The organism is Vulcanimicrobium alpinum (assembly GCF_027923555.1).
GTDB classification, from domain to species: Bacteria; Vulcanimicrobiota; Vulcanimicrobiia; order Vulcanimicrobiales; family Vulcanimicrobiaceae; genus Vulcanimicrobium; species Vulcanimicrobium alpinum.
Map to the genome: position 1 here is coordinate 1,338,966 of NZ_AP025523.1, position 21,267 is coordinate 1,360,232.

The 21,267-nt window shown below is 67.3% G+C and carries 20 protein-coding genes; 5 read left to right on the forward strand and 15 right to left on the reverse strand.

Annotated features, from left to right (window positions below; all coding sequences use genetic code 11):
* Positions 1-119: 119 nt before the first annotated feature.
* Genes msrB through WPS_RS06705 form a run of 3 tightly spaced genes read left to right on the forward strand, consistent with a single transcriptional unit; the run spans position 120 to position 1,299 of the window.
* Positions 120-593 carry a peptide-methionine (R)-S-oxide reductase MsrB gene (gene msrB / locus WPS_RS06695; protein ID WP_317997059.1) on the forward strand — a complete coding sequence of 158 codons (474 nt, stop codon included), beginning with the start codon at positions 120-122 and terminating at the stop codon, positions 591-593.
* The gene (locus WPS_RS06700) at positions 594-1,082 is read left to right on the forward strand and encodes a hypothetical protein (RefSeq protein ID WP_317997060.1); all 489 of its coding nucleotides are present in this window, start codon (positions 594-596) and stop codon (positions 1,080-1,082) included.
* Entirely contained in the window at positions 991-1,299 is a 309-nt protein-coding gene (locus WPS_RS06705; protein WP_317997061.1) for a GNAT family N-acetyltransferase, read from the forward strand. Before WPS_RS06700 ends, WPS_RS06705 begins: the two co-directional genes overlap by 92 nt.
* Before the next feature lie 4 nt (positions 1,300-1,303).
* Here the strand turns inward: WPS_RS06705 and WPS_RS06710 are convergent, their stop codons facing one another.
* From WPS_RS06710 to WPS_RS06770, 13 genes are all read right to left on the reverse strand, one after another.
* Positions 1,304-1,687, reverse strand: a complete 384-nt coding sequence (locus tag WPS_RS06710) for a hypothetical protein (RefSeq protein WP_317997062.1) — start codon at positions 1,685-1,687, stop codon at positions 1,304-1,306.
* Between the two features lie 2 nt (positions 1,688-1,689).
* Positions 1,690-3,465, reverse strand: coding sequence for an acetyl/propionyl/methylcrotonyl-CoA carboxylase subunit alpha (locus WPS_RS06715; protein WP_317997063.1), 1,776 nt, complete (start codon positions 3,463-3,465; stop codon positions 1,690-1,692).
* Positions 3,462-3,677, reverse strand: coding sequence for a hypothetical protein (locus WPS_RS06720; protein WP_317997064.1), 216 nt, complete (start codon positions 3,675-3,677; stop codon positions 3,462-3,464). The genes WPS_RS06715 and WPS_RS06720 overlap by 4 nt, the downstream gene beginning before the upstream one ends.
* Positions 3,677-4,453 carry an enoyl-ACP reductase FabI gene (locus WPS_RS06725; protein ID WP_317997065.1) on the reverse strand — a complete coding sequence of 259 codons (777 nt, stop codon included), beginning with the start codon at positions 4,451-4,453 and terminating at the stop codon, positions 3,677-3,679. Before WPS_RS06725 ends, WPS_RS06720 begins: the two co-directional genes overlap by 1 nt.
* 120 nt (positions 4,454-4,573) lie before the next feature.
* The gene (locus WPS_RS06730; RefSeq protein WP_317997066.1) at positions 4,574-4,894 is read right to left on the reverse strand and encodes a hypothetical protein; all 321 of its coding nucleotides are present in this window, start codon (positions 4,892-4,894) and stop codon (positions 4,574-4,576) included.
* A 66-nt stretch (positions 4,895-4,960) separates the two neighbouring features.
* Positions 4,961-6,160: an IS256 family transposase gene (locus tag WPS_RS06735; RefSeq protein WP_317995100.1), complete on the reverse strand. Its 1,200-nt coding sequence runs from the start codon at positions 6,158-6,160 to the stop codon at positions 4,961-4,963.
* Between the two features lie 299 nt (positions 6,161-6,459).
* A complete protein-coding gene (locus WPS_RS06740) occupies positions 6,460-8,025 on the reverse strand; it encodes an acyl-CoA carboxylase subunit beta (RefSeq protein ID WP_317997067.1) in 1,566 nt (521 codons plus the stop codon).
* Between the two features lie 46 nt (positions 8,026-8,071).
* Entirely contained in the window at positions 8,072-8,383 is a 312-nt protein-coding gene (locus WPS_RS06745) for a metal-sulfur cluster assembly factor (protein WP_317997068.1), read from the reverse strand.
* Complete coding sequence (locus WPS_RS06750) at positions 8,380-9,090, reverse strand: TMEM175 family protein (RefSeq protein WP_317997069.1); 711 nt, start codon at positions 9,088-9,090, stop codon at positions 8,380-8,382. Before WPS_RS06750 ends, WPS_RS06745 begins: the two co-directional genes overlap by 4 nt.
* Positions 9,091-9,093: 3 nt before the next feature.
* Complete coding sequence (locus tag WPS_RS06755) at positions 9,094-9,789, reverse strand: ABC transporter ATP-binding protein (protein ID WP_317997070.1); 696 nt, start codon at positions 9,787-9,789, stop codon at positions 9,094-9,096.
* A gap of 117 nt (positions 9,790-9,906) precedes the next feature.
* The gene (locus WPS_RS06760) at positions 9,907-10,656 is read right to left on the reverse strand and encodes an ABC transporter ATP-binding protein (protein WP_405054940.1); all 750 of its coding nucleotides are present in this window, start codon (positions 10,654-10,656) and stop codon (positions 9,907-9,909) included.
* Positions 10,653-11,846, reverse strand: coding sequence for a branched-chain amino acid ABC transporter permease (locus tag WPS_RS06765; protein WP_317997072.1), 1,194 nt, complete (start codon positions 11,844-11,846; stop codon positions 10,653-10,655). The genes WPS_RS06760 and WPS_RS06765 overlap by 4 nt, the downstream gene beginning before the upstream one ends.
* Positions 11,843-12,742, reverse strand: coding sequence for a branched-chain amino acid ABC transporter permease (locus WPS_RS06770; RefSeq protein WP_317997073.1), 900 nt, complete (start codon positions 12,740-12,742; stop codon positions 11,843-11,845). Before WPS_RS06770 ends, WPS_RS06765 begins: the two co-directional genes overlap by 4 nt.
* A gap of 265 nt (positions 12,743-13,007) precedes the next feature.
* Between WPS_RS06770 and WPS_RS06775 the strand changes: the two genes are divergently transcribed.
* Both WPS_RS06775 and WPS_RS06780 read left to right on the forward strand, forming a co-directional pair.
* On the forward strand, positions 13,008-15,506 hold the full coding sequence (locus WPS_RS06775; protein ID WP_317997074.1) for an ATP-dependent Clp protease ATP-binding subunit: 2,499 nt from the start codon (positions 13,008-13,010) through the stop codon (positions 15,504-15,506).
* A 98-nt stretch (positions 15,507-15,604) separates the two neighbouring features.
* Positions 15,605-19,771, forward strand: coding sequence for an SNF2-related protein (locus WPS_RS06780; RefSeq protein ID WP_317997075.1), 4,167 nt, complete (start codon positions 15,605-15,607; stop codon positions 19,769-19,771).
* Between the two features lie 3 nt (positions 19,772-19,774).
* Here WPS_RS06780 and WPS_RS06785 read toward each other — a convergent pair whose 3' ends face one another.
* Positions 19,775-20,473, reverse strand: a complete 699-nt coding sequence (locus WPS_RS06785; protein WP_317997076.1) for a pentapeptide repeat-containing protein — start codon at positions 20,471-20,473, stop codon at positions 19,775-19,777.
* Between the two features lie 12 nt (positions 20,474-20,485).
* Positions 20,486-21,256, reverse strand: a complete 771-nt coding sequence (locus WPS_RS06790; protein ID WP_317997077.1) for a pentapeptide repeat-containing protein — start codon at positions 21,254-21,256, stop codon at positions 20,486-20,488.
* Positions 21,257-21,267: the final 11 nt, after the last annotated feature.

A 21,267-nucleotide genomic window follows, 5' to 3' on the forward strand; every position in this document is an offset into this window, starting at 1 on the left:
GCCGTCCAGCCTTCGTTGGCGCGCGTGCCTCTTCTTTCGGACCCTCCCCTCCGCCGCGCGCGCCGGCGTAAGCCGCCTTACGGCGCATCTTTTCGCGTTTGCGTACCGTTGTGTTCACGATGAACCGCCGCTCGATGCTCCTCGGCCTTGCCGCCGTCCCCGCGACCTTCCCGCTCGCTGCGCGCGCCGCGTCCGGGACGGTGACGCACACCGACGCGGAGTGGCGCAGACTGCTCCCGCCCGAAGCCTACCAGGTGCTGCGGCACGAGGGGACGGAGCATGCGTTCTCGAGCCCGCTCGACGAAGAGCGCCGCGCCGGACTCTACTCGTGCCTGGGCTGCGACCTGCCGCTCTTTTCCTCGAAGACGAAGTTCGACAGCGGAACGGGCTGGCCGAGTTTCTGGGCGCCCCTGCCGAACGCTGTCGCGACGAAGTCCGACTACGTCATCGTGGTCGAACGCATCGAAGTGCACTGCCGGCGCTGCGCCGGGCATCTCGGCCACGTTTTCGATGACGGGCCGCAGCCGACCGGAAAGCGGTACTGCATGAACGGCGTCGCGCTGCGCTTCACCCCGGGGCGCACGACGGCGTAGATGCTCGACGACGCGGAACTCGCCCGCCGCTCCATTCGGGGCTTCGGCGAGATGGTCGCGGCCCTCGGATGCTGCGCCGGCGGCGCGCAGACGGAAATCCGCCGTCGCGATGCGCTCGGCGCGCGCATCGACGCCGCCGAGAATCCGTGGTTCGATGCGGCGATCGTACCGGCCGGAGCGACGCCGCCCGCCGACGACGCGCTGCTGCCGCATTGTCTGTGGACGATCGCCGCGCACGTAACGGGACGCGTCGAAGATCCGCGGATCGCGACCCCGTGCATGGGGGTCGCGCTCGACGCTGCGGCATTTGACGGCGAGGATGCGCCGGACGTCGAGGAGCCGTCGCTCGCCGTCGTCGGCGACGTCAACGACCGCGCCTACGGCGCCGTCGGCGCGTTTGCCCCGTTGGTGCGACGGCGATCGCGTCCGCGCGAACGGGCTGCGGGACAGAGAGACGTTCGTCTGCGTCGCGCTGACGATCGCGGTTGACGACGACCTGGGCATCCATTACGTCGCGACCGAGGCCGCGCATCGCCGGCGCGGCTTGGCGAGCCGGCTCCTTCGCGCGATCCTCGCGAACGCACGCGCGGCCGGGATGCGCAGCGCGATTCTGCAGGCCAGCGCCGACGGCCTCGCGGTGTACGAACGGCTCGGGTTCCGCCGCGTCGCGACGCTGCGCGGATATCTGCGCCCGAACGCGGCCTGACGCGCTACGCCGGCCGCACGGCCCGCCGCGCGCCCGCTACGTAGAGCGCGACCAGGATCGCCTGGAACGGCATCGGCGCGATCGTCTGCAGCGACGCCGGCGCGTTGCCGAGCGCGATCTGCACGGCGGGGATGGCGACGCCGAGCGTCTGATCGAGCGCGCACAGCCACAGCAGCGGCTGCCAGCGCGGCGTGTCGCGCAGGATCAGCGCGTAGATGCATGCGGCGACGATCAGCTCGCCGCCGAGGAACGCGGTGACCGCCGGATCTTTGACCGGAACCCCGAGCAGCGGCGCGATCAGCGGCTGCGCGAAGATGCACAGCAGGCCGACCGCGCCGTCGATGATGATCCCGGCGACGAGCGCGACGCGCAGCGCGACAGCGAACACGGCTAGGCGATCGTCAGCAGCGGCGTGCGGGCTTCGACGGTCGTGCCGGCCGCGACGTGCACCGCTTCGACGGTCCCGCTCTTGTGGGCGCGGATCTCGTTCATCATCTTCATCGCCTCGATCACCGCGACGACGTCGCCCTCGCTGACGCTCGCGCCCGGCGCCGCGGGGATCTCGACGACGACGCCGTGCATCGGCGCGATCACGTCGTTGCCGGCCGCGGCGGCACCCGGTTTGCGTCCGCCGCCGCCCTTTTTCGGTACGGGCTTTGCCGCTGCCGGCGCGAGCGCCGCGCCGGCGAGCGGCAGATCGACGAACCGTACGCGGAAGAGTTTGCCGTTGACCTCGACCCGCAGCGTTTCGCCGTCGGCCGACGACTCGGAACAGCCGGCGGGTTCTGCGCGCGCGCCGTTGGACGCAGCGGGGACCAGGCTCGCCGCGAACGGCTCGAGCGTCGCCGTGCCGTACGACGCATCGCGCACCGGCGCGAAGTCGCACAGCGCGCGCAGCAGCGGCAAGGTCGTCGGGACGCCCTCGATCACGTACTCGTCGATCGCGCGCGCCAAGCGCGCCAGCGTCTCCTCGCGCGTGCGGCCGCGCACGATCAGCTTCGCGATCATCGAGTCGTAGTCGGGCGTGATCGTGAAGCCGGGGAACGCCGCCGAGTCGACGCGCACGCCGAAGCCGCCGGGCTCTTTGTAGCGCGCGACCGTGCCGGGCGCCGGCCGGAAGCCCTGCGCGGGATCTTCGGCGTTGACGCGGACCTCGATCGCATGGCCGCGGAACGTGATGTCGGCCTGCGCGACGGAGAGCGGCCGCCCGGCCGCGACGAGGATCTGCTCGCGCACCAGATCGATCCCCGAGATCTCTTCGGAGACGGTGTGCTCGACTTGGATGCGCGTGTTCATCTCCAGGAAGTAGAACGCGTCGCCGCTCACCAGACACTCGATCGTGCCGGCCGAGTCGTAGCGGATCGCGCGCGCGGCCTGGACCCCCGCGGCGCGCAACCCTTCGCGGACGTTCTCCGGGATGAGCGCGGGCGCTTCTTCCCAGAGCTTCTGATGACGGCGCTGCAGCGAGCAGTCGCGTTCGCCGACGTGCATGACGTTGCCGTGCTTGTCGGCAAGGACTTGCAGCTCGATGTGCTTCGGGTTTTCGAGATACCGCTCGACGTAGATCGTCGGGTTGCCGAAGTATGCGGTCGCCTCGCGCTGCGCGGTGGAGAACGCCGCGGCGAGTTCGTCGACGCTGCGCGCGACCTTCAGCCCTTTTCCGCCGCCGCCGCCCGACGCTTTGAGCGCCAGCGGCAGACCGTACTTCTCGGCGGCGACGCGCGCCGCGTCGGCGTCGCCGATCGCGTCGGTCCCGCCCGGTACGACCGGAACCCCGGCCGCGACCATCGCTTGGCGCGCGCGGATCTTGTCGCCCATCGCATCGATCGCTTCGGGATGCGGGCCGATCCACGTGATCCCCGTGTCGATCACCCGGCGCGCGAACGGTGCGTTCTCGGCGAAGAAGCCGTAGCCGGGATGGATCGCGTCGACGCCCGCGCGCTGCGCGACCTCGAGGAGCCGGTCGGCATTGAGATACGACTGCGACGGCGCCGCCGGCCCGAGGAGAAACGCTTCGTCGGCGTAGCGCACGTGCAGCGCGTCGCGGTCGGCGTCGGAGTAGACCGCGACTGTCGCGCAGCCGAGTTCCTTCGCGCTGCGCATCACGCGGATCGCGATCTCGCCGCGGTTCGCGACGAGGATCTTGCGAAACGGGGCGCCGCTCACGGGCGGCGCCCCGCCGCGCGCCAGCGCGACGACACGGAGCCGTACGCGCGCGAGCCGGCCGCGTCCTGATCGCCGAGCCGCGCGGCGAGCCCCCAGCGCGAGGCCGGCGGCGCGGCCGCCGCAGGCGCGTGCGCGCGCTGGATCGCGACGAAGGCGGCGGCGATTGCCGCAAGCATCTCGCCGTCGGGCCCGGCGGTACGTTCCCGGTCCATCACGCCTGCGCGGTGTCGGGGTACATCCCCATGGCGTGATAGCCGGCGTCGATGAAGTGCACGTCGGCGGTGACTTGGGTCGAGAGATCGGAGGCCAGGTAGACGGCGCAGTTGCCGACGTCCTCCGCGCTGACGTTACGCTTGAGCGGCGAGGCGGCCGCGACTTTCGCCGGCATCGACGAGAAGCCGGCGACCTGGCGCGACGAGGCCGTTTTGATCGGTCCGGCAGAGATCGCATTGACGCGGATTCCACGCTCGCCCAGATCGAACGCCAGGTACCGCACGATCGACTCGAGCGCGGCTTTCGCGATCCCCGCGATATTGTAATTCGGCACGATCTGCGTTGCGCCGAGGTACGTCAGCGCCATCACCGAGGCGTTGTCGTTGAGGTTGCGTTCGAGCGCGTTGACCAGCGCGATCAGGGAGTACGCGCTGATATCCATCGCGGTCGCGAAGCCGTCGCGCGAGGTCGTGTAGACCTTCCCGGAGAGGTCCTCTTTCTTGACGAACGCGATCGAGTGGACGAGCCCGTCGATCGGGCCCGCCGCGGCGGCGAGCGCGCGCAGCGACTCCTCGCTGGTGACGTCGCACGGATGGACCGCGGCGCCGCCGAACTCGCGGGCGTGCTCGCGGACCGCGTCCTCGACGCGCTCTCCCTGGTAGGTCAGGATCAGGCGCGCGCCGTGCGCGTGGAGCTGCTTTGCGATCCCGGCGGCGATCGACCAGCGGTTCGCGACGCCGGTCACCAGCAGGGTCTTTCCGTCGAGCAATGCCACGGAGAATCGGGATGGGCCGCGTAGGTCCGACAACCCTTCTCGCCCGATTCGGATTGGGCCGAACGCGCCTAGCACGGCGTGCGGCGGCGTGCTATCCTGGGCCCGAGCGTCACACGGCTCTCAGTGTGAGAAGGACAGGAACATGACAACGTTGTTACGGGCGGCTTTAGCCGCCGGTGCCTTTGGCGCGTTGCTCTTCCCCGCCGCGAGCGTCGCCGAGATGGACATGTCGGCGCCGGTTCCGTGGAACACCACCGGCGCGACGCCGTACGTGCAGCGCGACGCGCAGCAGAAACCGCTCGTCGTCGGGCTCACCATCCCGGCCAAGACGATCGCGGCGCTCCCGCGATGCGTTCCGAAGCCGTCTACCCGGTCGATCACGCCGGGCTCATCCAGACCGTCAACCTGCAGTGGCATCCGCGCGGACACGAGCCCGAGCACGTCTACGATATCCCGGATCGTGTCCCCAGCCGTGGTGTACGAGCGGTGGCTCGGCGAGGGTAGCGCTCAGCCGTTAATCACGGCGGAGAGCTTGGCGGGCTGATTATCGCTGACGGCACTGAGTCCTTCGAGTTGCATGTAGCGCCGCTGCAGTTGCCATTCGTCGTTCTGTTCCAGTAGGAGCGCACCGACGAGGCGTACGATGGCAGCATCGTTCGGGAAGATACCGACGACATCGGTGCGCCGCTTGATCTCCGCGTTGACCCGTTCGAGCGGATTGGTTGAGGCGATCTGCTTGCGGTGCGCCTTGGGAAAGTCCATGTACGCGAGCACGTCGTTCTCGGCGTCGTCCATCATCGCCGCGAGCTTCGGGAACTTCTGCCGAAGCTGCTCGGAGACGATACGCCATTGCTCGTGCGCAGCTTCCGCTGTCTCTTGCGCGAATACCGTGTTGATCAACGCGAGGACCATCTGCCGTTGCCCTTTACCCGCATGTGCGAGCGCGTTTCGCATAAAATGCACGCGGCAGCGCTGCCACGTTGCTTTGAATACTTTCGCGATGGCCGCTTTCAGGCCGACATGCGAGTCGGAAATGACGAGCTTGACACCGCGCAATCCGCGGCGGCTCAAGCTGCGAAGAAAGTCGATCCAGAACGGCTCTGCTTCGCTCGGACCAACCGCGAGGCCCAACAATTCCCGTGTCCCATCGGTGTTTACGCCGACGGCCAGTATCACGGCGACCGAGACGATGCGTCCGCCGGAGCGCGTCTTCACGTACGTCGCGTCGATCCAAAGATAGGGCCAGTCGCCTTCGATCGGCCGGGTAAGAAATGCGTTCACGCGTTCGTCGATCTCTTCGCACAGCCGTGAGACCTGACTCTTGGAGATGCCTGTCATCCCCATCGCCTTGACGAGCTCGTCGACCGAGCGCGTGGAGATGCCCTGGATGTAGGCCTCTTGGATGACGGCGGTGAGCGCCTTCTCCGCCGTGCGGCGCGGCTCGAGGAACGCGGGGAAGTAGCTACCTTTGCGCAACTTGGGGATGCGCAGTCCGATCGTGCCGGAACGCGTCTCCCATTGGCGCTCGCGGAAGCCGTTGCGGGCGTTCTGTCGGCCGGGGCCGCGCTCGCCGTAGGGCAAGCCGCAGAGTTCCTCAACATCGATCTCCATGATCCGCTGCCCGGCGTACTGGAGCATCTCGCGAACGAAGTCGACGTCGCCGCCCTTTTCGACGAGCTCGGAAAGTGCGATACTGGGTTTGGCCATCGTGGATCCCTTTCGGTCGGTTATTTGTTGCAAAAACAACCTTCGCCGAAAGCCACGATGGCCGCTCTCTATGCTACAAGGGCGACCCTCTCATACACCACGGGCCGGGACACGATCGATCGCGCAGAACGGGGGCGATCAACGCTCGCATCGCGCGTAATGGATGATCTTTCGGAATCCGATCCTCATCCGCAACATAACTCCACATGCCGCGCTGCACTTTCTCTCGCGTTCGCATGTCTCATTGCATCAAACGCTTACCCGACAAGGAAGGGAAGCGCGACTTTTTCAGCACCCTATTAGAGCGGGATGTTGCCGTGCTTGCGCTTCGGGCGCTCGACGCGTTTGTCGGCGAGCGCGTCGAGCGCACGGGAGACGGCGCGGCGCGTCTCGTTCGCGTTGATCACGTCGTCGACGTAGCCGCGCTGTGCCGCGATGAACGGGTTGGCGAAATGGTCGGTGTACTCGGCCGCGAGTTCCGCTGCGCGCGCCTCGGGATCGGGTGCCTCGGCGATCTCGCGCCGGTTGAGGATCTTCACGGCGCCGGCTGAACCCATCACCGCGATCTCCGCGGTCGGCCACGCGAAGTTGAAATCGGCGCGGATGTGCTTGGACGACATGACGTCGTACGCGCCGCCGTAGGCTTTGCGGGTGATGACGGTGATCTTCGGGACCGTCGCCTCGGCGAAGGCGTAGAGCAGCTTGGCGCCGTGCTTGATGATCCCGCCCCACTCCTGGCTCGTCCCCGGTAAGAATCCCGGAACGTCGACGAAGGTCAGCAGCGGGACGTTGAACGCATCGCAGAAGCGCACGAAGCGCGCGGCCTTGATCGAAGCGTTGATGTCGAGGACGCCGGCGAGCACTTTCGGCTGGTTGGCGACGATCCCGACGCTGCGTCCGCCGATGCGTCCGAAGCCGGTCACGACGTTCTGCGCCCACAGCGGAAGGATCTCGAAGAAGTCGGCGTCGTCGAGCGTCGGGACGATCGCGTCGAGGATGTCGTAGGGCTTGTTCGGCGCGTCCGGGATCAGCTCGTTGAGTTCTTCGGCGACGCGCAGCGGATCGTCGGCGGTCGCGACGAGCGGGGGATCGTCGAGGTTGTTCGACGGGATGAACGAGAGCAGCCGCCGGCAGTGCTCGTTCATCTCGTCCTCGTCGGTGGCGGTGAGGTGCGCGACCCCGCTCTTCGTCGCGTGCGTGAGCGCGCCGCCGAGCTCGTCGAACGAGACGTCTTCACCGGTGACGGCCTTGGTGACGTCGGGGCCGGTGATGAACATCTGCGAGATCCCCTCCACCATGACGGTGAAGTCGGTGATCGCCGGCGAGTACACCGCGCCGCCGGCGCACGGTCCCGCGATCAGGCTGATCTGCGGGATGACGCCCGACGCCTGCACGTTGCGCCAGAAGATCTCGGCATAGCCGCCCAGGCTCACGACGCCTTCCTGGATGCGCGCGCCGCCGGAGTCGTTGATCCCGATCATCGGCGAACCGGTGCGCACGGCCAGGTCCATCGTCTTGCAGATCTTCTCGGCCATCACTTCGCCGAGCGAGCCGCCCAGCACCGTGAAGTCTTGCGAGAAGAGGAAGACCCGCCGCCCGTCGATCGTCGCGTGCCCCGTGACGACGCCGTCGCCGAGAAACTCGCGTTCGCCCAAGCCGAACGCCGTCGTCCGATGGACCGCGAAGCGATCGAGTTCGACGAACGATCCGGGATCGACGAGCGCGTCGACCCGCTCTCGCGCCGTGCGCTTGCCGCGCGCGCGCTGGCGTTCGTTCGCGTCCTCGCCGGCGGGTGCGAGCGACGCGTCGCGCATGCGCTCGAGGCGGCCGTAGGCGTGCTCGTGGGGCGACTCGGTGGCGGACATCGCCGGGGCCCTTCGCCGTCGGAAACCCCGGCGCCTTAGCGCGCAGCTACCAGATTCCCAGCGCCAGCTTGACGTCGTCGCTCGCCATCGTCTTCGGATCCCACGGCGGGTTGAACGTGATCTCGACGTTCGCCGACTTCACGCCGTCGATCGACTCGACTTTGCTCTGCACGGCCTGCTTGAACATGGGGCCGACGGGACACATCGGCGACGTCAGCGTCATCGTCACGGTGACCTCTTGTCCGTGCGGTCCCTCGCAGGCGACGTCGTAGACGAGCCCTAGGTCGAGGATGCCCATGTTGAGTTCGGGGTCTTCGACCTCTTTGAGGGCTTCGCGAACGCGCTCTGCGGTAATCATAACGGAACCTCCGTTCGCCCATGACTCGCCGGCACCCCGGGCGGGATGCGGCGCAGGTCGGGGACGCGACGGCCGAAGGCGAGCAGGGAGAGCCTGATCGCCGGTGCCATCAGAACGAGCACGATCGCGCTCGGCGGAATCGTCCCCCACAGAAGATTGACGGGGACGAGGATGACCACTGCCAGAGCGATGACGAGCAGAGCCGACACGGTGGTAATGGTGACGAGACGTCTCCAGAGCATCCTCCGTTCGGCGTTACCGGTGTGCTCGTAGCCGCGCATGAAATTGCGCCACGCGACGATCGTGGCCGGAACCGACGTCCCCGTGAAGCAGGCGACGTATACGCCGATTCCCGTGCGCGCCCACTCCGGATGGTTCGACGAGGCGAAGTGGACGTTCGCATAGAGCGCGAGCGGGACGACGGTCGTGCAGGCGAGATAGAGAAACGCCAGGACGACGTCGGGCCGGGTCGGCTTGAACGCCCCGCTCATCATGCGATGGTAGTTGAACCAGAGCGCGGCCAGCGCGGCGAACGTCCCGAAGTAGATGACGTAGCGCACCGGGTGCGTCAGATCCGCCGGAGTGTTGGGGAGGGTGAGCTGCAGCGCAAGCTGAGACATCGAGAAGCCGATCACGATATCGCCGAACGATTCGAGCCAGCCGACGAGATGACGTTCGCCGTCCGGCAGGTTCGCGCGGTAGCTCATCGATTACACCGCGAGGTAGCGGTGCATCATCGCCTCGTCGGCCTTGAGTTCGGCGATCGAGCCCTGGCCGACGACGCGGCCGTTGGAGAGGACGTAGCCGCGGTCGGAGAGGCTCATCGCGACGTGCGCGTTCTGCTCGACGAGCAGAATTGTGTTGCCCTCGCTGCGGATTGCGCGCACCACCTCTTCGACGTTGCGCGCGATCAGCGGTGCGAGCCCTTCCATCGGCTCGTCGAGCAGGATGATGTCGGGGTTGGCGACGAGCGCGCGGGCGATCGCCAGCATCTGCTGTTCGCCTCCGGAGAGTTTCGCCGGCTTGTCCTTGCGCTCGCCGAGCACCGCGAAGTACTCGTAAATCCGCTTCTCCGTCCACGCGCCTTTGCGCCCCGCGAGTGCCGCGAGGCGTAGATTCTCGCCGACCGTCAGGTTCGGAAAGATGCGCCGGTCTTCGGGGACGAACGCGATCCCTAGCTGGGCCAGCGCGAACGGCGTTTTGTTGGTGATCTCCTTGCCTTTGAAGAGCACCTGGCCGGTCTTCGCGTTGACCAAACCCATGATCGTCTTGCACGTCGTCGAACGCCCCGAGCCGTTGCGCCCGAGCAGCGCGACGACTTCGCCCGCATCGACCTGTAGCGAGACGTTCTGCAGAACGTGGCTCTTGTCGTAGTACGCGTTGACGTTGCGAAGTTCGAGCAGCATGTTAAAGGCGCTCCGCCCCGGGCTGCGCGCCCCCCGCGCTTTGCGCGGGGCCCCCGGTCCGAGCTGGCAACACCATCCTGGTCATGCCACGATGTTTCGTCGCTCGCTCCATCGCCATTACACAAGTTCTCCGAGGTAGGCGCGCTGCACCGCTTCGTTGCCGCGAATCTCCGCCGGCGTTCCGGTCGCGAGAATCTGGCCCGTCTGCAGAACGGTGATCGTCGTCGAGATCGACATGACGACATCGATGTCGTGCTCGACGAGCAGGATCGTGCGGCCGGGCGAGATGCGCTGGATCAGATCGACCGTCTCGTGCGTCTCGGTCGGCGACATCCCGGCGAGCGGCTCGTCGAGCAGCAGCATCGGCGGATCGCTTGCGATCACGAGACCGATCTCGAGCCGGCGCTGGTCGCCGTGCGAGAGGTTCTCGGCGCGCGCGTCGCGCGCGTCCCACAAGCCGACGTCGTGCAGCACACGCTCCGTCGTCTCGTTGACCTGGTCCATCCGCGAGCCGGGGAAGAAGAAGTTCGCTTTGCCGTCGTGGACCGCTTGGGCGGCGAGCCGGACGTTCTCGCCGACCGTCAGATGCCCGAAGATGTTCGTGATCTGAAACGAGCGCGCGATCCCCAGCCGCGCGCGCTGATACGCGTGCAGCGCGGTGATGTCGCGGTCGCGGAAAAAGATCCGTCCCTCGCTCGGCGGCAGCAGTCCGCTCAAGAGGTTGAAGAACGTCGTCTTGCCGGCGCCGTTGGGGCCGATGATCGTGCGCACCCCGCCCTCGGGGATCTCGATCGAGACGTTGTTGACGGCGGTGAAGCCGGAGAATCGCCGGGTGAGGCCGTCGGTCTTGAAGACGTACGACATCAGGGCGCCGCCGTCTCGGTCGCGGCCGGCTCGTCGAGCGCGGGTAGTTCTTCCTGCATCTCGAGCTCGACGCGCGCCTGACGCGAGAAGTAGCGGCGGAACGTCGTCCCCGCGCCGTAGTGCCGGATGTCGTCGAGGAAGCCCATGATCCCGCGGGGGCCGACCAGCACCACGATCACGAACACGATCCCGATCCAGGCTTCCCAATACTTGGTGAGCTGCGAGACGTTGTTCTGAATCTCGTAATAGATCGAGGCGCCGAGGATCGGCCCGAGGAACGTCTGCACGCCGCCGAGCATCGACATCATCACGACGTTGCCCGAGTACTCGACCGAGCCGGCATCGGGGTTGATCGCCTGCTGAAAGTACGTCCACAGCCAGCCGGCGACGGCCGGGAAGAGCGCCGAGAGCACGAACGCGTTGACCCGGTACTTGTCGACGTCGTAACCGAGGAAGCGCGCGCGCTGCTTGTTCTCGCGGATCGCGTGGAGCACGCTTCCGAACGGCGAGCGCAGGATGAAGTGCAGGAGGCAGAGCGCGAGGAACGCGCAGATCGCGCAGAACCAATAGAAATGATCGGAGCTCGAAAGCCAGGCGTTGCCGAACACCGAGGGGCGCGTGATGTTCTGCAGGCCGTCCTCGCCGCCGGTGAGCTCGCTCCAATGGAAGGTGACGAAGTAGATCACCTGCGCGAACGCCAGCGTGATCATCGAGAAGTAGATGCCGCTCGACCGCGGCACCACGACCCGTGCCAGGACCCACGCCCACAGCAACGCGACGGCGAGCGAAAGCACGAGCGCGACGAACAGGTTGTCGCCCTTGCCGTGCGAGACCGCTGTGCCGAACACCGTGACGTTGAAGCCGGCGGTGTAGAGCGCCGTCGTGTAGGCACCCAGCGTGAAGAACATCGCGTGCCCGAACGAGAGCTCGCCGACGTGCCCGAACAGCAGGTTGAAACCGCTGGCGAACAGCGCGAAGATCACCATCGTCGTCGCGATCCCGACGAATCCGGACCAGTTGCCTTTGAACGGGTTCGCTCCGGCGACGAACGGCAGCGCGACGAACAGGATCGCGGTCCACAGCAGCGGATGCGTCAGCAGCGCCGCCGCACCGTTCGCAGGACGGGCGCCCAGCGCCGGCTTTACGTCACGCTGAGCCTGTCGAAGGGCGCCCGAATCGTGCTGTCCGCTCATTCGAAGAGACCCTCGACGCCGAAGATCCCGCGCGGCCGCACCAGCAGAATGATCCCCATGATGATGTAGCCGGTCATCTCGACCGCCGGCGGCCAGATCAGCGCCATCAAGCTGGTGAGGATGCCGATCAGCAAGCCGCCGACGATCGCGCCCCAGAAGGAGCCGATCCCTCCGACGATGACGATCACGAAGGTGAGCACGATCCACTGCGAGGCGAGATTCGGCTGGATCGAGTAGATCGGCGCCGCGAGCGCGCCGGCCAGGCCGGCGAGCAGCGAGCCCATCCCGAAGACGAGCGTGAACATCAGCGGCATGTTGATGCCCAGGATCTTCACCATCTCGGCGTCACGCGTCCCGGCGCGGATGATGATCCCGATGTTGGTCTTGTTGAGCAGCAGCCACACTCCGGCCAGGATCACGACCGTCAGCAGCACCAGGAAGACGTCTTTGTAGAACGGGAACTGCAGGCCGCCGAGGTCGATCGACTGCGGGATGTACGACGGCGTGTCGACGCGCACCGCGTCGTCGCCCCACACCTTGCGAACGACCTGCGCGAAGATCAGCGCCGTTCCGAACGTCAGCAGCAGCGTATATTCCGGTATCCGCTTGTACAGCGGCCGGATGAGGGTCGATTCGAACGCCATCCCCAGGACGCCGACGATCACCGCCGAGGCGAGGATCGCGGGCCAGAACCCGATCGTACCGTTGAACTGGTACATCAGGTAGGCGCCGAGCATGAAGAACGCGCCGTGGGAGAAGTTGATCACGCCCATCAGCCCGAGGATGATGTTCAGCCCCAAGGCCACGAGGATGTAGAGCATCCCCAAGGTGATGCCGTTGACCAGCTGATCGGTCAGTTCGGCGAGTCCGGGAATATGGATTGCAGACGCCCTCAAAGTGTTTGGAAGAGCCCCTCCGTTCGCCCCCGGGGTGCTCGGTTCCATGCTTCGACGCCGCCGGCCGAACGAATATTTCCCGGTCGACAGGCGCATCCAAACGCAGGGCGCATTCATGTTCCCAATGGCCTAGGAGCGCCAGAGGGTTTGAAACCGATCCAACAGGACGAGAGTTTAACCACCACCAAGGCCGGTGCGGCGACGGAGGGCGTCGGCGGGCATGGAGGCAGGAGCGGCTGGGCCGCTCGGGGAGTTTCGTAGCGACATGTCAATGTGGGAACCGTTCACCGAACGCGCGCGGCGCAGCATCGTGCTGGCTCAAGAAGAAGCGCAGCGTCTCGGGAACAACTACATCGGGACCGAGCACATCCTGCTCGGGATCATCTCCGAGGGTGAGAGCCTCGCGGCCAAAGTGCTCGAGACGCTCGGCGTCAACTTGGCGAAGGTGCGCCAGGAAGTTGAGGCGATCGTCGGCCGCGGCGGTCAGACGGTGCAGCAGGAGATGGTCTTCACCCCGCGCGCCAAGCGCGTGATCGAGCTCGCGTTCGAAGAAGCGCGTCAGCTCAACCACAACTACATCGGGACGGAACACCTGCTGCTCGGTCTGATCCGCGAGGGTGAGGGCGTCGCGGCGCGCGTGCTGACCAACCTGGGCGTCGATCCGGCGAAGGTTCGCGTGCAGACCACCTCCCTGCTCGGCGCCGAAGGCCAGCCGCCCGCGCCAAAGGGCAAGTCGAAGACGCCGACGCTCGACGCGTACGGCCGCGACCTCACCCAGCTCGCGCGCGAGAACAAGCTCGACCCGGTGATTGGCCGCGCGAACGAGATCGAACGCGTCATCCAGATTCTCAGCCGGCGCACGAAGAACAACCCCGCGCTCATCGGCGAACCCGGCGTCGGCAAGACCGCGATCGCCGAGGGCCTCGCGCAGCGCGTCATCAAGACGGAAGTCCCCGAGCCGCTGCGCGACAAGCGCGTGATCACGCTCGACCTGGCCGGGCTGGTCGCCGGGACGAAGTACCGCGGCGAGTTCGAAGAGCGGATGAAGCGCGTGATGGACGAGATCCGCGGCGCCTCCGGCGAGATCATCCTCTTCATCGACGAGCTGCACACGCTCGTCGGGGCGGGCGCCGCCGAAGGCGCGATCGACGCCTCGAACATCATCAAGCCCGCGCTCGCGCGCGGCGAGCTGCAGTGCATCGGCGCGACGACGCTCAACGAGTTCCGCAAGCACATCGAGAAGGACTCGGCGCTCGAGCGCCGCTTCCAGCCGGTGATGGTCGGCGAGCCGTCGGTCGACGAGACCGTCGAGATCCTCAAAGGCCTGCGGGACCGCTACGAAGCGCATCACAAGGTGACGATCACCGACGAGGCGCTGGTCGCCGCCGCGAAGCTTGGCGACCGCTACATCTCCGACCGCTTCCTCCCCGACAAAGCCGTCGACCTCATCGACGAAGCCGCATCGCGCGTCCGCTTGCAGGCGACGCTGCCGCCGCCGGCGATCCGCGAGGTCGAGAACGAGATCCGCAAGGTCAAGCAGGAGAAAGAGTCGGTCGTCAAGTCGCAGGAGTTCGAAAAAGCCGCTGCGATCCGCGACCGTGAGGAGAAGCTGCGCCTGGAGAAGCAGCGGCTCGAGAACGAGTGGGCCGAGGCGCGCGCAAAACAAGACAAGACGATCAAAGTGACGGAAGAAGACGTCGCGCACATCGTCTCGTCGTGGACGAAGATCCCGGTGTCGAAGCTCGCGCAGGCCGAGACGGCCAAGCTGCTCGGCATGGAAGAGCAGCTCCACAAGCGCGTGATCGGACAGAACCAGGCGGTCTCGACGGTGACGCGCGCCATCCGGCGCTCGCGCGCGGGGCTTAAGAACCCGAAGCGCCCGATCGGTTCGTTCATCTTCCTCGGCCCGACGGGCGTCGGGAAGACCGAAGTCGCGCGCTCGCTCGCGGAGTTCATGTTCGACGACTCGGAGTCGATGATCCGCATCGACATGTCGGAGTACATGGAGAAGTACGCGGTCTCGCGGCTCGTCGGTGCACCTCCCGGCTACGTCGGCTACGAAGAGGGCGGCCAGCTCACCGAAGCGGTGCGGCGCCGTCCCTACTCGGTCGTCCTCCTCGACGAGATCGAGAAGGCGCATCCGGACGTCTTCAACCTGCTGCTGCAAGTTCTCGAAGACGGACGGCTGACCGATTCTCAGGGCCGCGTCGTCGACTTCAAGAACACCGTCATCATCATGACTTCGAACGTCGGCGCGACCGGGATGACGACGTCCAGCGAGATCGGCTTCCGTCCGACGCGCGGCAGCGAGTCGAACGAAGACCAAGCCTACGAGCGCATGAAGAACAAAGTGCTCGATGAAGTGAAGCACGCGTTCCGTCCCGAGTTCCTCAACCGCGTCGACGAGATCGTGGTGTTCCACTCGCTCAACCGCGAGCAGATCGCCGAGATCGTCGGACTCGAACTCGAGAAAGTCATCCGCGAGGTCAAGGCGCAGGACATGCACCTCGAAGTCACCGACGACGCGAAGCAGCTGCTCGCGAAGAAGGGCTGGGATCCGCAGTTCGGGGCGCGTCCGCTGCGCCGCGCGATCCAGCGCGAAGTCGAGGACGAACTCGCCGAAGAGATGCTCAAGGGCAACTTCTCGACGGGCGACCGCATCCTCGCCGAAGTCAGTCAGGACAATCCCGAGAAGCTGCGCTTCTCCAAAATCCCGAGGATCGAACCGCCCGCGCCGAGCACGCCCGAAGTTCAGCCCGTCTAGCTGCCTCCGCTGCGCTACGGCAGGAAGGTCGGTTGAGTTTTCGTTTTGACCAGCCCGCTTTGCGGGCTGGTCAAGGGTTCGTGACGAACACCGCACGGTTGACCCCGTACGCTCTGTGGCGATCGCGCCTGCCGGCGCAGATCGGCACGTGGTTTGCCCGCGATCTCACCCGCAACGCGCTCGCCCTCGTCGACGGGGGGCGCGTCTCGTTGCGATCCGTCGAACCGGCGCGCATCGAATCGGCGGTGAAGGACCGTGCGCCGGTGCAGACCGTCGTGGAGTGGTCGTCGGGGACCGGCCCGCAGGCGCTGCGGCCGATGTGCACGTGCGGCGCGACGGGCGTCTGCGAGCACGTCGTAGCGACGCTCGAAGTCGTCCGCACCGCCGAGGATCATGCGCTCCCGCCGGTGAGTGCCGATACGGCGGAGCCGGATCTCTCGTGGCTCCCCGACGGTGAGTTTGACGGCGCGCGGACGCGCGCGCGCGCCGTCTGGCCGGTGATCACCGTTGCGACCGGCGGCGCGATCGGCGGCGCGCTCTATCTCGACACGCCGCGGCTGCGCGGCGTGATCCGCGACGCCGACGCGATCCTGGCGATGATGGATCAGACGCCCTCCGACGACTGGGACGACGTCGATCGCTCGCTGCTGCGGGATGAAGCGGTGCAGGAAGCGTTCGGCGCCCGCGCCTCGACGAAGGCGCTGGCGCGCGCGATGTTCCGGCTCGCGCGTCATCCGCGGCTGAGGATCGACGATGCGCCCGCCGAAAATCGGCATCCCGCGGAACTGCCGCCGTTCGCGGTGGAGACGCGCGGCGTGCGCCTGCGCGCGAGACGGATGGGCTCGGCCTTCGCGCCGGTCCTCGAGACGCCCGACGGTTCACGCGTCTCGCCGGCGGATGCGCTCGTCCTCGACGGGCCGCCGGTCTGGATGATCGCCGAACGCACCGCGTTTCTGCTCGACGGCGGATTCGACGCGCGCAAGGTGATCGCAGCGGCACGCGCGGTGCCGTCGACCAACGGCGAGACGCACGGCACGCCGTCGATGCGCGCAATCGCGAAGGCGGCGCCGTTCCTGCCGGCCGACGAACGCGCGGCGCTCGGCGTCGTCGACGCGCAGCTTCCGGGGATGGTGATTCGCGCCGCGTGGCGCGACGGCGCACTGCTGACGCGCCTCGGGTTCGTCGATCGCGCGACCGGCGCGTACGTCGCCTACAACCCGCTCGGCGCGGTGACCGCGAGCGACGGGCGGTTCGTACGGTTCCCGCCCGATGTCGCCCGCGGTTTCTCGCGCCGCTTCCTCGATGCCGGCTTCGTGCCGCGCGGGAGCGACGGATTCGCGCTGCACGACGCGGATCGTGCTGCCGAGGTGGTGCGCGACCTGTGGCCCGGATGGGACGACGCCGAGGTGCGGCTCGACGATTCGCTGCTCGCGCTCACCAACGGCGGCAACGTCGACGTTTCGGTGCAGGCGACCGCGACCGAGAGCGGCGACTGGTTCGATCTCGACGTCTCGGTGTTCGTCGGCGGCGGCGAGCCGCTCACCCGCGACGAACTGCGCGCGCTGCTCGGCGGAAAGGGACGCTTCGCGGAAGTGCGCGGACAGCTCGTCGACGTCGGCGATCTGCGCTCGCGGCAGAATCTGCTTTCGGAACTGAACGATCGGCGGCGCACGGGACTCGCCTCGCTCGTCGCGATGCGCGACGAACTGCACGAAGCGTTCGGCGACGTAGCGCTGCCGGACGAAGTCGAGCGGATTCGCGAGCGCCTGCGCAACTTCGAGGGGATCGAAGAAGTGTCGCCTCCGGACGCGCTCGTGCTGCCGCTGCGCGACTACCAGCGTCGCGGCTTGGATTTCCTCGCGTACCTCTCGTCGTTCCGTTTCGGCGGCATTCTCGCAGACGATATGGGTACTGGAAAGAGTCTTCCCGTTTCGATGCTGGTGCTGACGCCGACCGGATGGCGCCGTTTCGGCGATCTTTGCGTCGGCGACGAAGTCATGGGGCGCGACGGGATGCCGCATCGTGTGGTAGGCGTCTATCCGCAGGGTGTACTGCCTGCGTATCTTGTAATGTTCGGCGACGGTACGTCGTTGCCTTGCTCCGACGATCATCTGTGGGCGGTGAATTCGGCCGTTCGCAAGAAACGCGGGCGTCCTGATCGCGTGCTGACGACGCGCGAGATTCGCGAACATCTGCACGATGCGGCGGGAAATGCGCGACACTACATTCCCGTCGCAGCTCCAATGCATTTTGCGCTGCACGAACCGCTCCCGATCGATCCCTATCTTTTGGGATGCTTACTCGGAGACGGCGGACTTTCCGGACGGCAGCTCCGCTTCACGATCGCGGATGCGGAAAGTCGCGCCGCGGTGAATACGCTGCTGCCGACGGGCACCGAGTTGGTGCCGCTGCAACGCTACGATTATGCGATTCGATCGACACATGGTGCGAATCCGGTCGCTGCATCGCTGAACGATCTCGGCGTGCTTGGGCTGACGTCTTCGCGGAAGTTTGTGCCGACCGCTTACAAGTTCGCGTCGATCTCCGATCGCCTCGCGATGCTGCAAGGCTTGATGGACACGGACGGCACGGTCGATCATCGGACCGGGTGTGCGGAGTTTACGACGACGTCCGATCAACTCGCGACCGACGTCGAGTTCCTGGTGCGCTCGCTGGGCGGCGTTGCTCGGCGCACATACAAAGCTGCGCCGAAGTACGTGTACAAGGGCGAAAACCGGATCGGCAAGCCGGCGTATCGCGTGGGCATCGAGCTTCCGCCGGAGTACGTCCCGTTCCGGCTCGAGCGCAAGCTCGCGCGCTTCGAGCCGCGCACGAAATATCAGCCGGTGCGCGCGATCGTGGATGTGGTTCCGGACGGCGAGTGCGAGATGCAGTGCATCGCGGTCGACGCGCCCGATCAGTTGTACGTGATGTGGGACTTCATCGTCACCCACAACACCTCGCAGTTGATCGCGCACGTCGCGAAGCGCAAACAAGACGAGGGCGAGTCGCCGATCCTGGTGATCGCGCCGACCTCGGTCACGCACACGTGGGAGAACGAGATCAAGAAGTTCGCCCCGAGCTTGCGCACCTTGCGCCTGCAGTCCGGGAGCGACCGCGCCGCGAAATATGAGACGATCCACGACTTCGACGTCATCATCACGTCGTACGCATTGGCGCGGCTCGACGCGCACCACCTCGAACGGTTCCGCTTCCGCACGCTCGTCCTCGACGAGGCGCAGAACGCGAAGAACCCGTCCTCGCAGATCGCGAAGGTCGTGCGCGGGCTGCAGGCCGATCACCGTCTGGCTCTTACCGGGACGCCGGTGGAAAACTCGCTGCGCGATCTGTGGGCGATCTTCGGCTTCGTCGAGCCAGGGCTGCTTGGGTCCGAGACGTCGTTCCGGCGGCGGTTCGAGAACCCGATCGCCGACGGCGACGAGCGTGCCGCCGCGGCGCTGCGCTCTCGGCTCGAACCGTTCGTGCTGCGCCGCACGAAAGAAGACGTTGCGCGCGAACTGCCCGAACGCACGGAGGCGGTGATCGAGTGCGAGCTGAGTCCGCTGCAGCGGCGCCTCTACCGCGGGATCGCCGAGGCCGCGCGCCGCGACGTGCTGGCAAAGATCGACGACGAGGGGACGGAAGCGGCGACGGTGCACGTTCTCGCGGCGCTCACGCGCCTGCGTCAAGTCTGCGCGCACCCGGGGCTGCTCGTGCCGGAGTATCTCGAGGAGCCGGAGGCGAGCGGGAAGTTCGACGCGTTCCTGGAGACGATCGACGAGATCCTCGACGGCGGCCACAAGGTGCTCGTGTTCAGCGCCTTCGCGTCGATGCTCAAGATCATGCGCACGTCGCTCGACAAGCGCGACGTGGCGTACGGCTACCTCGACGGATCGACGAAGGACCGCGACCGGCAAGCCGAGGTCGAGCGTTTCATGAGCGACGGCGGGCCGCCGGTGTTCCTCTGTTCGCTCAAGGCGGGCGGCGTCGGGCTCACGCTGACCGCGGCCGACTATGTGGTGCTCTACGATCCGTGGTGGAATCCCGCGGTCGAACGCCAGGCGATCGACCGCACGCATCGCATCGGACAGGTGCGTCCGGTGACGGCGTACCGGATGGTCACCGCCGGATCGGTCGAGGAGAAGATCCGCGCGCTCGCCGAGCGCAAAGCGGCGCTGTCGAAGGCCGTCGTTAAAGCCGACAGCGCCGTCGCGAAGACGCTCACGCGCGAAGACCTGGCCTTCCTCTTCAGCGATCCCGAATAGCGTCTAGGACGCGCGCGACGACCCCGGCGCCGGCATCGCCGGCGGCGACGGAACGGTGGACGGCGCGGGCGGTGCCGGCGGAGCGGCGCGGCGCGGCGGGATCGGCGGGACGCCGCGGATCCACACTCGCGTGCACGGACCGCCCTCGATCTGCAGGCGGCGCATGCTGCGCTCCGCCTCGCGCAGCGCGCGTTCGACTTGCGGGCCGACGTCCGGGATCGGCGGCAGCACCGGGAGCGGTGGGATCGCGCCGAGCTCCGCGCCGTCGCGGTCGCCCATGCGGGCCCACCCCCGGCCGCGCACGTCGAATGCGTGCGGATCGGTGCCGACGATCGCCGTGCCGGAGAGGTCGACGCCGGTCATCCGGACGCCGTCGATCTTGGCGCGCGCGAACGACGTGCGGCGAAAGCGCACGCCTTCGAAGCGCGCGTTCCGCAGGTCTGCGCCGTCGAATCTCGCGCCGGCGAGGTCGGCGCCGACGAAGCGCGCGCCGCTCAGTTTGGCGTTCGAAAAATCGACGTCGCGCAGATCGCTGCCGACGAAGCGCAGATCGTGCAGATCGCGGCCGCGCAGATCCTTGGGGAACGTGCAGCCGACGCATTGATCGATCAACCGGCGGGTGAGGTCATCGTCGGCGCGCGCGGGGACGGCGCCGAGCAGGAGGGTCGTCAACGCGGCCGCGCAGAGCAGGGTGCGTACCATCGTCCTTCTCCCTTATGCCGGCGCCAGCGCGCCGGTCAGATCGGCGTGCGCGTCGCCGGTGAGTTCTTGCCGCGTGACGGTGCGGCAGGTCGCCGATGCCTCGCCTCGATCGTGCGTGCAGAAGCGCGCGCTGCGCAGGTCCAGACCGTGGAGGTCGACGCCGCGCAGGTCGGTGCACACGGTACGGCGTTCGGCTTCGCCGCCGTCCCAGGCGGCGGTATTCTCGCCGCAGAGGATCGCGTCGCCGATGACGACGCCAGACAGGCGAGCGTCCCGGAGGTTTGTGCTCAGCAGGTTCGCGCCGCGCAGGTCGGCGCGCGAGAGGTCGCTGCCGGCGGCGTTCGCGCCGACCAGCCGTGCCTCGCGCAGGTTCGTGCCCGCAAGCTTCGCGTCGCGCAGGTTCGCGCCGACCAGCCGGCTTGCGTGCAGATCGGCGTTCGTCAGGTCGAGGTCGTGAAACGCGCAGCCGGTGCAGTCGCGCAGGACCGCGCGCCCGGTCTCGGTGCGCATGTCGGCCTGCGCGACGCTCGCGCCGACGAACCGTATCCCGTCGACCGCCGCGTGCGCGAACGACGTGCCGCGCAGGCGGACGCCGACGAAACGTGCGTTGCGAAGGTCCGCGTCGTCGAAGCGCGTCCCCTCGAGATCGGCGCCGGTGAACGTCGCGCCATTCACGTTGCTGCGGCGGAAATCGACGTCGCGCAAGTCGGTGCCGGTGAAGCGCAGGCCGTGCAGATCGCGCCCGTGCAGATCGCGCGGCAGCGTACACCCGACGCGCAGCACGCCCGACGGCG